Below are 16,009 nucleotides of genomic sequence, written 5' to 3'. Positions count from 1 at the left end.
CATGGCCCTCTTCCTCTACCGCCTCGGCAAGTTCTCCTACCGCCGCCGCTGGCTGGTCATTTCGCTCTGGCTGGCCGTGCTCGTTGGCGTGGGCGGGGCAGCGGCCGCGTTCCACGGCACCATGTCCAACAACTTCCAGATTCCCGGCACCGAGACCCAGCAGATGGCGGACAAGCTCAAGAAGGAGCTTCCCAACGCATCGGGCGGGACGGCAGGGATCGTGTTTGAAGCACGGGACGGCCAGTTCAACCAGGCCGGGAGGGGCGCCGTTACTGCCGCACTGACCAAACTCAAGACTCTTCCCGACGTTCAGGGCACCGTGGATCCCTTCGCCACGCAGGCGCAGCTGGACAAAGCCGCTTCGGACCTCGCCGCCGGAGAGCAGCAGGCCGCCGCCGGCAAAGGCCAGCTGGAGAAGGCCGCGGCCGAACTTGCCGCGGGCAAGGCCCAGCTCGAGGCCGCCGAGCAACAGATGACCGCCGCCGGCATGCCGGCCGCCACGATCGAAGCGCAGCTGGGGCAGCAGAAGGCCGCCCTTGCGGAGGGCCAGGCAAAGTTCGACGCCGGCACCAAGGAAGCGGAGGCAGGCGCGGCGAAGCTTGCGCTCGGCAAGCGCCAGCTGGAGGCATCGCGGGGCATGCGGTTCGTCTCGCAGGACGGCAAGGCAGCCATTGCCCAGGTGCAGTTCAAGACCTCCATTAACGGGCTGACGCCGGAGGTCCGGCAGCAGGTCCAGGACATCGCCCAGGAAGTGTCCCCCGCCGGCGTCACTGCCCTGGCCAGCAAGGAAATCACGGAGGACGTCTCCGAATTGTTCGGCATCTCGGAGATCCTCGGCATTGCCATCGCGGCCCTGGTGCTCATCATTATGCTCGGCACCCTAATCGCCGCCGGGCTCCCGCTGCTCATGGCCGTGGTGGGCGTGGCTGTCGGTGTGGGCGGAACTTTTGCCCTCAGCGGCGCCGTGGACATGAGCTCCATCTCCCCCATGCTGGCCCTCATGCTCGGCCTCGCAGTGGGGATCGACTACTCACTGTTCATCGTCAACAGGCACCGCAGCCAACTGCTGACCGGGATGGACCCCGAGGAATCCGTGGCCATGGCCACCGGAACTTCGGGCAACGCGGTGATGTTCGCCGGCCTGACCGTCATCATCGCGCTGGCCGCCCTGGTTGTCCCGGGGCTGCCGTTCCTGGCCGTCATGGGACTTTCCGCCGCCGCAACGGTGGCCGTCGCCGTCGTCGTCGCCCTGACGCTCACGCCGGCCGTCCTCTCACTGGTAGGGCGGAAGCTGATCTCCAAGCGGGCCTGGGCCAAGGCCGAACGGCACAACGCGGCCCCGGGCCACGAAAGCCAGGACAGGGCAAGGGAGGAGCACCGCAGCAGCCACGGCTGGGGCGGCCTGGTCACCCGTCACCCGGTGCTGGCCCTGCTGGCAGGCGTGGTGCTGTTGGGTGTCCTGGCCCTGCCCGCCGGCCAGCTCCGCCTGGCCCTTCCGGACGGCGGATCGGAACCCGTTGAATCCCAGGCCTTCAAGGCGTACAACGTCACCGGCCGGAGTTTCGGAGAAGGAATGACCGGCCCGATCGTGGTGGTGGGCGACTTCCCCGCCGGGCTCACCGCAGAGGAAGCGCAGGCCAAGCAGTTCGACGTCGCGGATATCCTCCGCGGGGTGGACAACGTCACGGCCGCAGTACCGCTGGCACTTAGCGAGGACCGCCGGACCGCGGTGTTCCAGGTCATCCCGAAGGAGGGTCCGGCCAGCGCCAGCACCGTCCAGGTGGTTTCGGAGCTGCGGGGCAGGAACGCCGAAATCACGGAGGCCACGGGAGTTGGCATTGGCCTCACCGGCCAGACCGCCGGCAACGTGGACGTCTCCACCAAGCTCGGTGCCGCGCTTCCGCCGTACCTCGCCATCGTGGTGGGGCTGTCCCTGATCCTGCTGCTGCTGGTGTTCCGCTCCATCGTGGTGCCGCTGCTCGCCACCGGCGGCTTCCTGCTCTCCCTGGCCGCGGCCTTCGGTGCCGTGGTGGCCGTCTACCAGTGGGGCTGGCTGGGGGCCGTGTTCGGCGTCGAAAACCCGGGCGCCGTGCTGAGCTTCCTGCCCATCATCCTGATCGGGGTGCTGTTCGGCCTGGCCATGGACTATCAGGTGTTCATCACCTCGGGCATGCGCGAATCGTTTATGCATGGGGAATCGGCCAAGCACGCTGTGCGGACGGGATTCAGCCATGCGTCCGCCGTGGTCACGGCAGCCGCCATCATCATGGTCAGCGTCTTTGCCGGCTTCATCTTCTCCCACCTGAACATGGTCCGGCCGCTCGGGTTCGCCATGGCCTTCGGTGTGCTGGTGGATGCCTTCGTAGTGCGAATGACGATCGTCCCGGCCGTGATGTACCTGCTGGGCGGCAAGGCGTGGTGGCTGCCGCGCTGGCTGGACCGCCTCCTGCCCGACGTGGATGTTGAGGGCGCCAAGCTGCGCAAGCCTGTGCCGGCCGCAGAGACAGAACCGGAAGAGGTCGGCGCACGCTGACGGAACTCTGCGAGTCCTAACGGGCCGCCCGCTGATCACTCGATCGGCGGGCGGCCCGCGTTCTGCGGCCCGCGCGCCGACCTACGCCGCGAAGGGAGCATCCTGCCGTGACCGGAGAGTACGCCTATGAATCTTGGCGTGGTGGCGGAGCTCTTTCCGGTGGCGGACCTCTTTCGGGTGGCCGAGCTCTTTCGGGTGGCCGGAGCCTGTGGCCGGGCTACCGCGTTGAGTCCCCGGCAGAGGTGGTGCGGTGGATTGGTAGCTGTGGCCGGTGGGAGTGGTCAGTTGGATGGCATGACTGGTTGCACCGGCGGCGTTTGGTCCGGCGGACGGGTGTGCTTTCCAGCCCGGCATTTCCTTGGTGTGGTTGCAGGCTTCGCAGAGCCCGGCACCGTTGGCCTGTGTTGTAGCGCCGCCGCCGTGCCAGGGGACGATGTGGTCCAGATGGCGGCTCGGGGCGTCGCAGTAGGGGGTGCGGCAGGTGTCGTCGCGTGCCTCGATGAAGCGGCGGAGTCCCGGAGGGAAAAGCCTGGCGCGCGAGTCCATGGCCACAAGCTCGCCTGTGGCGGGCGCGGTGTACAGACGGCGGATCCACGTACTGAAAGCCTGGTCCCGGGCTCCGCCGGATGGGAACGCGCCGGGTAAGGATCCACCAGGCGTGGAAGCGCCGGGCACTGAAGTTGCGGGCGCCGATCCGCCCCGGTCAATGATGCTTCTGGCCCAGCCGCCAGGAACAACGCCATAGCCGGGGAGGCGTGCCGGTTCGCTGTCGCCCTGGAAGAGGGTGCGGTCGGTCATGACGAGCTGGATTTCGATGCCGGTGATCCCGCCCGGCGTCCCGGTGATGCGTTCAACCAGATCGTCGGCCATGATCTGGCCCCGGGACCGGGGATCCCCGCCGGAGCGGAGAGAGCCGGCGTTCCGGACAAGCGCAGCGTGAACGGCGACACCGGCCGAGACGGGCAACAGGGCGGTCAGGTAGCACATGGTGTCCGGAGCGGGGCGGAGGCTGACGTGCCTCCCTGTGGCGGCGTGGGCGGCACGTTGAGTGACGGAGCGCGGGTCGCGGCGATAGGCAGCGGTACGGGCGGCGGCCACCAGTTCCCGGTCTCCTGCACCTGCCAGCGTTCCCGCGTCGGGCGCGAGTTCCTCATCGACGCCACACCGGTCCGCCGCGGACAGGCACGCCGTTTCGCGCACCAGCAACGTGGCCCGCCACTCATTCAGCTGCCCCGTCTCCAAGGCAGCGAGCGAGTGCGGCATCTCAGTCACCAAGGCCCTGGCCAGGCCCAACAACCGGCTTCCCTTGGCCGGGGATTCGCGACGGGCGAGGGCGATCTGTGCTCCGACGCCCGCCCCGAGCTGGTCTGCGGGAATCCCGGCGTCGGACTGCCGGCGGCGCTGCAGCTGATCAAATGCGACAGACAGCCGGGCCTGACGGGCAGCCAAGGCAGACTTTCTGTCTTCCAATATCCGGATCTCATCAATCAGGCGGGCACCGTCCTGCTCAGATATGCCTCCGTACAGAGCTGAGCCTGTATCTTCCGTTGACGGCTCCCGACCGCAGCTGCAAGCGCAATCGCTCCCCAATGCAGCCGGAGCCGGTCCGGACCCCCAATTACCGTCCATAGTTCAAGTGTCCCTGTGGGCTATGACATTAATGGCTAGGACATTAATGATGGCCCGCCGAAGGCGGCCAGTCGCTGCGGACGCCATCGGGGAGGTCCCCACCCCGGACGTAGATACCGGCACACGGCTGAGGACAACCGCCATTTCAAGACGCGTTCTAACAGTGCTCAGTGCAGAGCCAGCTCGTCCAGCAGCCGGTAGTGTTTTCCGGCATTGGGTATCTGCTTAGCTGGAGTCACTCCGCAGATGCGGAAATGACCAGATTCTTCAGGGGCACGGGGCCGGTGGTCATGCACTGTTGGAGGAGCCGGTAGAACAGCAGTCCGCGCTGGTGCAGCACCTCGCGCCGGACGTCGGCGGCATGGTCCAGCTTTCGGCGCTGTTCATGTTAGTGCGGGAACAGAAACTCGCCGCCGATGAAGAAGATCGCAGAGACGACCAGCAGTATCAGGGCAGCGAGCAGCAGCCCACTCCGGTCCCTACGCGGGAAAATAGCTATGCATCCAGCAGAGACGGCCGCAATGGCAAGGACTGCCAGGACCACTCCCACGTACGGTCCCGCAGCTGAGGGGAGGATGAGCAGGATGCTCCAGTACAGGGGATAAAAGACGACAGCGGCTGCGAGCCAGAGAGCCCACCAACCCAAGCGCGTCGAAGGAGCGATCTTCCAGTCGGCACCTTCTTCCCGGGTCTTCATGGGCTTGAAATTACGCCACCACAATCAAGGGCGGAAGGGCACATAGCCCCTACACCGGCGCCCTTCTCAGCCAGGGCCAGCCAGGAACCCCGGCCATGTGGGCACTGCCAACCGGGCAGAAGGGAACTAGGCTGGAGCGGTGACCCGCCTCATTCTTGCCTCCCAGTCCCCCGCCCGCACCAAGCTGCTGGGCTACGCCGGCATCCGGCACGAGATCCTCGTCTCCGATGTGGACGAGGACGCCGTCCAGGCCCGCTACGGCGTGACCGACCCGCACGACACCGCGCTGCTGCTGGCGCGCGCAAAGGCCGAGGCCGTCGCCTCCCTCCCCGGGGCGGAGGGCGCCCTGGTGCTGGGCTGCGATTCGGTGTTCGAGTTCGACGGCGAGGCGCACGGCAAGCCATACACGGCCGAGGTGGCCAAGGAGCGGATGCTCCGCATGAGCGGCTCCATGGGGGTGCTGCACACCGGCCACTGGCTGGTGGACTGCCGGGACACCAATCCCGACTCGTCGGAGAACAGCGACGGCGAACGCGCCGGTTCCGGCGCCACGCTGGGCGCCGTGACCTCCGCCGAGGTCCACTTCATGGAGATGAGCGGCGAAGAGATCGACGCCTACATCGCCACCGGCGAGCCGCTGCAGTGCGCCGGATCCTTCACGATCGACGGCTACGGCGGGGCGTTCATCCGCAAGGTCGACGGCGACCCCCACACCGTCGTCGGGCTTTCCGTTTCCACTCTCCGCAGCCTGCTGGGCCAGGCGCAGGTAGGCATCACCGAGCTGTGGACCGGCGGGGCTGTTGACCCCGCTGAAGTCCGCGCGGAGTGAGCCAATTCGCGACGCTTTGTAGCTTCCCTACAAAGGTTTGGAGCATTACGCGCGGAATCCGCAAGTAATATCGGCGGAACCCTCAAAATCGCGCTAGGCTCCCTGAAGGAAAGAAGGAGACGCCTTGTCAGCAAATTTGGAGCAGTCCGCAAGTCCAGAGCAGTCCACCGCCCCAGCCACGCGAGTGCGGCCCTGACGGGCTCCAAGCGGCTGAGCAAAGTCCTGATCGCCAACCGCGGTGAAATCGCCGTGCGCATCATCCGCGCCGCCCGCGACGAGGGCATCTCCTCCGTGGCGGTGTACGCCGATCCCGACCGGGACGCCCTGCACGTGCGGCTGGCTGACGAAGCCTACGCCCTGGGCGGCAACACTGCCGCCGAGTCCTACCTGGTGATGGAAAAGCTGATCGAGGTGGCGCACCAGTGCGGCGCGGACGCCATCCACCCCGGCTACGGATTCCTGGCCGAAAACGCCCAGTTTGCCGCCATGGTCATCGGGGCCGGCATCACCTGGATCGGCCCGTCCCCCGAGGCGATCTCCGCGCTGGGCGACAAGGTCCAGGCACGCCACATCGCCGAAAAAGTCGGCGCGCCGCAGGTCCCCGGCACAGCGGATCCGGTTGAATCCGCCGAAGAAATCCTTGAGTTCGTGGACAAGTTCGGCCTGCCGGTCGCCATCAAGGCAGCCTTCGGCGGCGGCGGTCGCGGCATCAAGGTGGCCCGCACACGGGAGGAAATCCCCGAGCTCTTCGAATCAGCCGTCCGCGAGGCCGTCGCTGCCTTTGGCCGCGGCGAGTGCTTTATCGAACGGTTCCTGGATGCCCCCCGCCACGTGGAAACGCAATGCCTGGCAGACGCCTACGGCAACGTCGTGGTCGTTTCCACCCGCGACTGCTCGCTGCAGCGCCGCAACCAGAAGCTCGTAGAAGAGGCCCCGGCACCGTTCCTCACCGAAGAGCAGAACCGCCGGCTGTATGAGTCCTCCAAGGCCATCCTCAAGGAAGCCCGCTACCTCGGCGCCGGAACCTGCGAGTTCCTGGTGGGCCAGGACGGCACCATCTCCTTCCTGGAGGTCAACACGCGGCTCCAGGTGGAGCACTGCGTCTCCGAGGAAGTCACCGGAATCGACCTGGTCCGCGAACAGTTCCGGCTGGCCCGCGGTGAGAAGCTGGGCTACGACGACCCCGAGGTCCGCGGACACTCCATCGAATTCCGCATCACCGGCGAAGACCCGGGCCGCAACTTCATGCCCGCCCCGGGCACCATCACCACGCTGAAGAACCCCACCGGCCCGGGCATCAGGATCGACTCGGGCGTGGAGCAGGGCGACGTCATCAGCGGCAACTTCGACTCCATGCTCTCCAAGCTGATCGTCACCGGTGCCACCCGCGCCCAGGCCCTGCAGCGTTCACGCAGGGCCCTGGAGGAAATGGTGGTGGAGGGCATCCCCACCGTCATCCCGTTCGACCTCGCCGTCGTCACCAATCCCGACTTTGCCCCGGCTGAGGGACCCTTCAAGGTCCACACCCGCTGGATCGAAACGGCATTCGTCAACGACATTCCGGCATGGACGCCCAGCGGTACCGGCAATGACAGCGAGGACGCCGGCGAACGCCAGCGCGTCGTCGTCGAAGTGGGCGGCAAGCGCCTCGAGGTGGTCCTGCCTGCATCGCTAGGCTCCGTCAGCACCGGTGGCGGCTCCGCCAAACCGGCCAAGGCCAAGAAGCGGTCCCGCTCCGGCGGCCCCGCTGCAGCCGCCGGCGGCAACGCGCTGACGTCCCCCATGCAGGGCACCATCGTGAAGGTAGCCGTTGCCGAAGGCGACGTGGTCGTCGAGGGTGATCTCGTCGTCGTGCTTGAAGCGATGAAAATGGAGCAGCCGCTCACGGCACACCGGGCGGGCACCATCACCGGACTGGCGGCCGTTGCGGGCGAGACGGTTTCCGCCGGGGCCGTAATCGTAACCATCGAGGACTGACCCCGGGCCGGTCCCCCACCGCCACTGCACAGCATTCCCAGCCGCCCCCGGCGCGCCCATGGCGCCCGGGGGCGGCTCCATGCAGACTTAGCGTGTGAAGCCATTTCTACTGCTTGCCTCGCGCGCCGAGGACAAGGCCGCCGAGGAGGAATACGAGTCCTACCTGCGCTACGGAGGGCTTGAACCCGCGCAGCTGCGGCGCGTCCGGATGGAAGCCGGGCCGCTGCCCGAGCTGGACCTGTCCGGCTACTCCGGCGTGATCGTGGGCGGCAGCCCCTTCACGTCCAGCGACCCGGCGGAGCACAAAAGCGAAGCCCAGCACCGGGTGGAGCGTGAGCTGTCCCTGCTGCTGGACCGCATTGTGCCGGCAGATTTTCCCTTCCTGGGAGCCTGCTACGGGGTCGGCACGCTGGGCCTGCACCAAGGGGCGGTGATCGACCGGACTTACGGCGAAGGGCTGGGCGGGACCACCATCAAGCTGACGGTAGAAGGACTCCAGGATCCGCTCCTGCGCGGACTCCCTGAGAGCTTCACGGCCTTCACCGGCCACAAGGAAGGCTGCACTGTCCTCCCCTCCCACGCGGTTCTCCTGGCCAGTTCAGCAGCCTGCCCGGTGCACATGTTCCGGATCAAGACCAACCTGTATGCCACCCAGTTCCACCCGGAACTCGATGCGGACGGGCTGGTCACCAGGATCGACATCTACCGCCACGCCGGCTACTTTCCGCCGGAATCCGCCGAACTCCTGATGGAGGACGCCAGGCAGTTCACCGCGACGGAACCGATGAAGATCCTCCGGAACTTCGTGGAGCGGTACGCCCGGTAGCGGCAGGAAACGACAAAAGCCCGGCACCCCGCGAAGTGGCACCGGGCATTGCCGTGAGGGCGGAAGGCCGGTCAGGCTACGTTGTTCTCGTAATCCAGATCCTTGGTTTCCTTGCTGACGAACAGTGCGATCAGGGTCAGCACCGCCATAGCGGTCAGGTAGATTCCCACGAGCACGGGGCTGCCGTCGGCCTGTTCCCAGAGGGCGACGGCGATGAACGGTGCCACTGCCGCTCCCAGGATGCTTGACACGTTGTAGCTGACGGCTGAGCCGGTGTACCGGACGTTGGTCGGGAACAGTTCCGGCAGCAGCGCGCCCATGGGCCCGAACGTCAGCCCCATCAGGGAGAAACCGATGATAAGCAGGGCCATGGTGCCCACGAACCCGCCGCTGAACAGCGGGACGAACAGCAGGCCGAAGACGAAGATTCCGCCGGTCACTACCAGCAGCATCTTGCGGCGGCCGTACTTTTCGGCCAGCGGACCGGAGACCAGGGTGAAGATGCCGAAGAACACGACGCCGGCGATCAGCATCCACAGGAAGTCGTTGCGGGTGAAGCCCAGGCCGGGCACGAACGCCGCGGCGGCCGCCTCGGTCATCGGCTTGCCGGCCTTCTCGGCAGCTGCCTTGGCGGCGTCCAATGAGGCCGGACGGGTGCCGTAGGTCAGCGTAAATGTGGTCATCAGGTAGAACAGCACATACGTGGCCAGCATGATGAACGTGCCCAGGATGAGCGGGCGCCAGCTGGTCCTGAAGACCCTGCTGATGGGGAGCTTGGCCACCTCGTTGGATTCCAGCACCTTGGTGAAGGCAGGCGTTTCAATGAGCTTGAGCCGGACGTAGAGTCCGATGATCACCATAACGGCGCTGAGCAGGAACGGAACGCGCCAGCCCCAGGCTTCGAAGGCGGCAGGGGTCAGGGTGTAACTGGCCACGAGGAAGATCACGTTGGCAATGATGAAGCCGATTGGCGCACCCAACTGCGGGAAGGTGCCGTAGATGGCCCGCTTGTTGGCAGGGGCATTCTCCGTGGCCAGGAGGGCAGCGCCGCTCCATTCGCCGCCGAGCGCAAGGCCCTGGGCGAACCGCATGACAACCAGCAGGGCAGGAGCCCAGAATCCCCAGCCCGGGACAAGGGCCGTGGGGAGGCAACCGATCAGGAAGGTGGCAATACCCATGGTCAGCAGGGATGCCACCAGGGTGCCCTTGCGGCCGAACTTGTCACCGAAGTGCCCGAAGACCACAGAACCGAGTGGGCGGGCAATGAAGGCGACGCCGAACACTGCGAAGGAGCTCAGCAGCTGGGTGGTCTCGTTCTGTCCGGGGAAGAACAGCTTGGGAAAGACCAGCACAGCGGCCGTGGCGTAAACGTAGAAGTCGTAGAACTCAACGGTGGTTCCGATAAGGCTGGCGACGATCACACGTCCGCGCGAGTTAACCTGCTTGGTTGACCCCGGCTGCGGTGAGGTGGCAGTGGATGACATGTAGTAACGCTTTCGTGAGAACCGGGCGTTTGTCCCCAAAAGGCTGCCCGGCTAAGGGATACGTATCTCTCAATAATAGTTCCCGCCGTCCATCGACTGGACAAAGGGTCCATTATGCGGACTTCTGGATTTGTCTCACCAACGCCGCCTCACGCCGTCACAAACGCCACGATAGGCAAACTTCACAGCACGTTAACAAACGGCGACGGTTCACGAAACGCGGCGTCTCTATCTTGGAAGGACAACAAACCCCCAAAGGAGGTACACCGTGACTGTTGACCGCAACGCAGATGCCGGAGCCGGCATTTCCCCTGAGACCGGCTCCGAGCCGTGGCACGGAAGTGTTGCCACTTCATCCAGCGCGCAGCCCGGCACTACCCGCACCGCTGACGCCCCGGCGCTTGAAGTCCGCCCCGGCCGCTGGATTGCCAACTGGGATGCCGAGAACAAGGACCAGTGGGAGTCCCAGGGACGCTCCATCGCCCGCCGCAACCTGAACTGGTCCATCTTCGCCGAATTCCTCGGCTTTGTCGTCTGGCAGCTCTGGTCCATCGTTGTTGTCCAGCTCCCCGCAGCAGGCTTCACGTTCTCCACTTCTGAAATCTTCTGGCTGATCTCCATGCCCAGCCTGGTGGGTGCCACGCTCCGCATCCCCTACACCTTCATGGTCCCCAGGTTCGGTGGCCGCAACTGGACCATCGTCTCGGCGCTGCTTCTCCTCATCCCCTCCATCGGGCTGGCCATGTGCGTGTCGAACCCGGGAACGCCCTTCGGCGTCATGCTCCTGGTGGCCGCGCTCGCAGGCTTCGGCGGCGGCAACTTCGCCAGCTCCATGGCCAACATCACGTTCTTCTACCCGGCCCGTGAAAAGGGTTGGGCGCTGGGCCTGAACGCTGCCGGCGGAAACCTCGGTGCCGCCATCGCACAGCTGGCAGTCCCCATCGCCATCACCCTCCTGGCCGCCGGCACGGTCAACCTTCCGGTCGCAGGCCTCATGTGGGTCCCGCTGATCCTGCTTGCCGCGTTCGGTGCCTACAAGTACATGGACAACCTCACCAGCGCCAAGGGTGACGTGGCCGGCTCCGTCGCTGCGCTGAAGGAACCGCACCTGTGGATCATGGCCCTGCTGTACATCGGCACGTTCGGTTCATTCATCGGCTTCGCCGGCGTCTTCCCGAAGCTCATCAAGGACTACTTCCCCGCGTTCTCCTCCATCGGAGTGGGCACCGTGGCACTGTCCCTGGCCTTCCTCGGCCCGCTGGTCGGTTCGCTGGCCCGCCCCTACGGCGGACGCATGGCGGACCGGATGGGCGGCGCCCGTATGACCGTTACCGCCTTCGCCTCCATGGCGGTCATCACACTCACCATGATCTGGACCCTGCCGCTGAAGAACTTCTGGCTCTTCCTGGTGCTGTTCCTGATGCTCTTCACCGCCAGCGGCTTCGGTAACGGTGCCACCTACCGGATGATCCCGGTCATCTTCGCCACCTCCAGCCGGGCAGCGCGCAACGGCGCCAGCACGGTAGCCACCCAGCGCCTGGCCTCCTCGGCCCTGGGCCTGATCTCGGCAATCGGCGCCTACGGCGGATTCGTCATCCCCCAGGTGCTGAACGCCTCCAACACGGCCAGCGGTTCCTACACGCCAGCGTTCTACGGGTTCGTCGGGGCCTATGTCCTGATGCTCGTGGTCTGCTGGGCCTGCTACATCCGCAACGCCAACCGAAATGCGATGGGACACGTCTAACATGACCAAAAGCGCCGACACGCACTGCCCTTACTGCGCCTTGCAGTGCGCCATGACGCTGAAGTCCCCAGCGGCTCTGACCCCGGCTGTCCAGCCGGGGTCAGACCCCGTGCCGGCTCCAACCGCTCCGAATACGTCCGCAGCAACTGTTGCTGCCGCCGGCGCGGCAGCTGCCCCCGTCCTGGAAGTTTCGGGGCGTGATTTCCCCACCAACCGTGGAGGCCTGTGCCGCAAGGGCTGGACGTCCGCTTCGCTGCTGAGCCACCCCGGACGCGTCACCGAGCCCATGCTGAAGGGCTCCGACGGCGTCCACCGTCCCGTCAGCTGGGATGACGCCCTGAAGCTCATCACCGCCGCCGTCAAGGACACCCGCGACCGCTACGGCGCGGACGCCGTCGGTGTTTTCGGCGGCGGCGGGCTGACCAATGAGAAGGCCTACCAGCTGGGCAAGTTCGCCCGTCTGGCCCTGGGCACGTCCAGGATCGACTACAACGGCCGGTTCTGCATGTCCTCGGCAGCAGCCGCCGGCATGCGGGCCTTCGGTGTGGACCGCGGCCTGCCGTTCCCCCTGTCGGACCTCGACGGCGCCAGCACCATCATGATGCTCGGCTCCAACGTCGCCGAGACAATGCCTCCGTTCGTGCAGCACCTGCAGGGAGCGCGCGACGCCGGCGGGCTGATTGTGGTGGACCCCCGCCGTTCCGCGACGGCGGCGTTCACGTCCGACGGCGGCGGCCTCCACCTTCAGCCCCTGCCGGGCACCGACCTCACCCTCCTCCTGGGCCTCTCCCACGTGGTGATCCACGAAGGCCTGGCGGACACTGATTTCATCCGGTCACGCACCAGCGGCTTCGAGGCCCTGTCCCGCAGCGTCAACGCCTTCTGGCCGGAGCGCGTCCAGTCCCTGACCGGAGTCCCGGCAGACCTGCTCCGCGAAACCGCCCGCAGGCTTGCCCACGGCGCCGCCAAGGGAGGAACGTACATCCTGACCGGCCGCGGCGTGGAACAGCACGTGGACGGCACGGACACCGCCACCGCCGCCATCAACCTGAGCCTGCTGCTCGGCCTGCCGGGTTCCGCCCGCAGCGGCTACGGCACCCTCACGGGCCAGGGCAACGGCCAGGGCGGCCGCGAGCACGGCCAGAAGGCCGATCAGCTCCCCGGCTACCGTAAGATCACCGACCCCGCCGCCCGCGCGCACATGGCCAAGGTGTGGGGCGTGCCGGAATCGCTGATTCCCGGCCCCGGCCTCCCCGCCGTCCAGCTCCTGAAGTCCCTGGGACAGCCCGACGGCGTCCGCTGCCTTTTCGTGCACGCCTCCAACATCGCGGTGGCCTCCCCCGATGCCAACGCCGTGATTAGCGGCCTGCGGAGCCTCGACTTCCTGGTTGTCTGCGACTTCTTCGTTTCCGAGACCGCAGCCGAAGCGGACCTCATCCTGCCGGTGCTCCAGTGGGCGGAGGAGGAAGGCACGCTGACCAACCTCGAAGGACGCGTGCTGCGCCGCCGCCGCGCCCTGCAGCCGCCGGCCGGTGCCCGCAGTGAACTGTGGATCATGGCGCGGCTGGCAGAACTGCTCGACGCTCCGTCCACCTACAGCGACGACCCCGAGACCGTCTTCGAGGAACTTCGCCTGGCCTCCGCCGGCGGCCTCGCCGACTACTCGGGCATCGACTACGCCATGCTGGACCGCGGCGAAGCAGCCTACTGGCCCTTCCCCGTCGGCAGCAGCGGCACTCCGCGGCTGTTCCTGGACAGCTTCGCCCACGCCGACGGCAAGGCGGTCATGACCCCGGTGGCGCCCCGCCGCCGTCGTACTCCCGCAGCGAATCCGGACCCGGACGCAAAGACCATGACGCTCATTACCGGCCGCCTGCTGGAGCACTACCAGTCCGGGGCCCAGACCCGCCGCGTGTCCGAGCTCCTGGCTTCGCAGCCGGAGGCGAAGATGCAGATCCACCCTGCGGCCGCCGCGTCGATGGGCATCACGGACGGTGCGTTCGTCTCAGTGGCCAACGAGCGCGGCGAGGTGCTCTGCCGGGCGGAACTCAGCACGGCGATCCGGCCCGAGACGGTCTTCCTGCCGTTCCACTTTCCGGAGCTCGAGAGTGCAAACCGCCTGACGGAGGCCGCCACCGATCCCATCTCCGGGATGCCCGAGTTCAAATTCAACAAGGTGTGGGTCCGGGTGGCCGCAAACGGACTTCAGAACAGCGTTCTTCAGACATCGGAGGCCTCATGAGTGAGCAGATTGTAATTGTTGGCTTTGGTCCGGTAGCCGCGCGGCTGATCGATGAACTGCTGCCCGCAGTGCGCAGCGGACTCGCCCGCCTGACGGTGATCGGCGAGGAGGCCGACGCCGCCTACAACCGTGTGCTCGTGGCCGACCTTGGCGTCGGACGCACCACGGCGGGCGCACTGGCACTCTCCGATGCCGCGGCGCTGATCGCCGACGGCGTGGACGTCCGGCTGGGCGTCCGGGTCCGCCGGGTGGACCGCGCCCGCCAGCAGGTGGTCCTTACCGACGGCACCACCCCCCACTACGACCGGCTGGTGTTCGCCACCGGTTCCCGCCCCGTGATCCCCAACCTGACGGGCCTCAACCCGGACCCGGCGCACCCCGTGCTGCCGGCCGGCGTGACCGCGTTGCGCGACCTGCGCGACGCCGAAGTGCTGCGCCAGGCCGTTGCCGGCGGCAAGCGCGTAGTGGTGCTGGGCGGCGGAGTCCTGGGGCTCGAGACGGCGCTGGCCGCCGCCGAAGAAGGCGCCACGGTGACCGTGGTCCACAACGGACCCCACCCGCTGGGCCGGAACATTGACCGCGGCGGTGGTGCGGTGCTCGCCGCCAGCTTGCGCAACTGCGGCGTCCGGATGGCCGGCAACGCCCGCTCCACGGGGGTTGAACACAACGCTCCCGACGGCGGTTTCTCCGCCCTGCTGCTAGATGACGGTTCAGCGATCGACGGCGACTTGCTGGTGCTGTCCTGCGGCGTCCGTCCGCGCGTGGAACTCGCCGAAGGCTGCGGGCTGTCAACTGCCACGGGGATCCTGGTGGACCACAAGCTGCGGGCGCACCACGAGCCGCACATTTTCGCGATCGGCGACTGCGCCGAAGTCCGCTGCCCGGATCCGTCCTGCGGCGAGTGCCGGACAGCGCGTGGCCCGTCCGGCCTGGTCGGCCCGGGCTGGCGCCAGGCTGAGTGGCTTGCCGAGTACCTTACGCTTCTCGCCGAGGGAACCAGCGACGGTTCCGGCGAAGCCGATTCGCAGCACGATTCGACGGAGGCGGCCGATTCCCTGCCCGAGCTGCCCATCGAGAAGCCGGGCGTCATTGTCCTGAAGGCGCGCGGCATGAACATGGCCGTGGCGGGCGACAATGCCGCCGAGCCGTGGGATGACGAAATGCTCATGGCCGGTGCCGTGAACGGCCGCCCTCGGCTCCAGATTGCGCAGTGGGCCGATCCGGAGCACGGCCGCTACGTCAAGATGACCACGCGCGGCGGCGTGCTGGAAGGCCTCGTGGCCGTGGGAATGCCCCGCACCGCTGCCGAGCTGGTGTCCCTGTTCGAGCGTGGAGACGAGCTCCCCGCCGACCGGTCGCTGCTGCTGCGCCTGGACGGACCGGACCAGCTGGCTGCTTCAGGAAACACTGACCCGGAGCGCACCGTATGCAGGTGTGCCGGGGTCACCGGAACCAAGATCCAGGATGCAGTTGTTGATGGCTGCTCCACGGTGGCCGAGGTTTCCGGTGCCACCAGGGCAGGCACCGGCTGCGGCGGCTGCCACTCCGACATCAAGGACATCATCGAAAAACACTTCCAGGCGGCGGCAGCCGCCTGACGTGAGGTGAGGTTGGGGGTAGGTCCGGCCTGCTTCAAATCCAGCTCACCCATAGGGTTGGCCACCGCGACCGGGGCCATACTTTGGCGTGCCAAAGTATGGCCTGGCGGCTTTTTGGGTGTCGGCTGTTAGATAGCAAAGTTGGTTTACAAACAGGTAGTCACTACTCGCGTTTTGAAGATGCGGCCCGGGATAGCATTCGAGGGCGTCGCCGTAGTCAGGGCGTTCTCCGGCAACGGCACCGTGACCGACGTTTGTGCTTTGTTCGCTCCGTAGTCTCCAATCGGATACAAGGCGCCACTGCCCTCACCCAGTGCCGCCTTGTCCACCGACTCACCTGCGTCCGGCGTCTTCGGCCTGTGGCGGCAGATCGGTGCATGACGACCCGTGGCCTCACATTGACGTCCTGGCGGAAGAAATCCGGGCCGCAAACGACTTGTAGGCGTGTAG

Annotated in this window: 10 protein-coding genes; 7 read left to right on the top strand and 3 right to left on the bottom strand. The window is 66.8% G+C overall.

Annotation, left to right across the window (positions count from 1 at the left end; genetic code table 11):
- Position 1: 1 nt before the first annotated feature.
- The gene (locus FCN77_RS07350; RefSeq protein WP_137321738.1) at positions 2-2,533 is read left to right on the top strand and encodes an MMPL family transporter; all 2,532 of its coding nucleotides are present in this window, start codon (positions 2-4) and stop codon (positions 2,531-2,533) included.
- 81 nt (positions 2,534-2,614) lie between these two features.
- On the opposite strand, the gene FCN77_RS07345 is transcribed toward FCN77_RS07350, so the two are convergent.
- Positions 2,615-4,162, bottom strand: a complete 1,548-nt coding sequence (locus FCN77_RS07345) for an HNH endonuclease signature motif containing protein (RefSeq protein ID WP_137321737.1) — start codon at positions 4,160-4,162, stop codon at positions 2,615-2,617.
- Positions 4,163-4,550: 388 nt separating this feature from the next.
- The gene (locus FCN77_RS07340) at positions 4,551-4,859 is read right to left on the bottom strand and encodes a hypothetical protein (RefSeq protein ID WP_137321736.1); all 309 of its coding nucleotides are present in this window, start codon (positions 4,857-4,859) and stop codon (positions 4,551-4,553) included.
- Between the two features lie 139 nt (positions 4,860-4,998).
- Between FCN77_RS07340 and FCN77_RS07335 the strand changes: the two genes are divergently transcribed.
- The 3 genes from FCN77_RS07335 (at position 4,999) to FCN77_RS07325 (ending at position 8,491) form a co-directional block, all read left to right on the top strand.
- Positions 4,999-5,688, top strand: coding sequence for a nucleoside triphosphate pyrophosphatase (locus FCN77_RS07335; protein ID WP_137321735.1), 690 nt, complete (start codon positions 4,999-5,001; stop codon positions 5,686-5,688).
- A 192-nt stretch (positions 5,689-5,880) separates the two neighbouring features.
- Positions 5,881-7,665 (top strand): biotin carboxylase N-terminal domain-containing protein, encoded by a 1,785-nt coding sequence (locus FCN77_RS07330; RefSeq protein ID WP_137321734.1) that lies wholly within the window; start codon positions 5,881-5,883, stop codon positions 7,663-7,665.
- A gap of 94 nt (positions 7,666-7,759) precedes the next feature.
- Positions 7,760-8,491, top strand: coding sequence for a glutamine amidotransferase (locus FCN77_RS07325; RefSeq protein WP_137321733.1), 732 nt, complete (start codon positions 7,760-7,762; stop codon positions 8,489-8,491).
- Between the two features lie 71 nt (positions 8,492-8,562).
- Here FCN77_RS07325 and FCN77_RS07320 read toward each other — a convergent pair whose 3' ends face one another.
- A complete protein-coding gene (locus tag FCN77_RS07320; protein WP_137321732.1) occupies positions 8,563-9,975 on the bottom strand; it encodes an MFS transporter in 1,413 nt (470 codons plus the stop codon).
- A 268-nt stretch (positions 9,976-10,243) separates the two neighbouring features.
- Between FCN77_RS07320 and FCN77_RS07315 the strand changes: the two genes are divergently transcribed.
- Genes FCN77_RS07315 through FCN77_RS07305 form a run of 3 tightly spaced genes read left to right on the top strand, consistent with a single transcriptional unit; the run spans position 10,244 to position 15,559 of the window.
- Positions 10,244-11,719 (top strand): MFS transporter, encoded by a 1,476-nt coding sequence (locus FCN77_RS07315; protein WP_137321731.1) that lies wholly within the window; start codon positions 10,244-10,246, stop codon positions 11,717-11,719.
- A gap of 1 nt (position 11,720) precedes the next feature.
- The gene (locus FCN77_RS07310; protein WP_137321730.1) at positions 11,721-13,961 is read left to right on the top strand and encodes a molybdopterin oxidoreductase family protein; all 2,241 of its coding nucleotides are present in this window, start codon (positions 11,721-11,723) and stop codon (positions 13,959-13,961) included.
- Positions 13,958-15,559 carry an FAD-dependent oxidoreductase gene (locus FCN77_RS07305; RefSeq protein ID WP_137321729.1) on the top strand — a complete coding sequence of 534 codons (1,602 nt, stop codon included), beginning with the start codon at positions 13,958-13,960 and terminating at the stop codon, positions 15,557-15,559. Before FCN77_RS07310 ends, FCN77_RS07305 begins: the two co-directional genes overlap by 4 nt.
- Positions 15,560-16,009 lie beyond the last annotated feature (450 nt).

It is taken from the genome of Arthrobacter sp. 24S4-2 (assembly GCF_005280255.1).
Lineage (GTDB): Bacteria > Actinomycetota > Actinomycetes > Actinomycetales > Micrococcaceae > Arthrobacter.
This window is presented reverse-complemented; position numbering and strand designations above follow the sequence as displayed.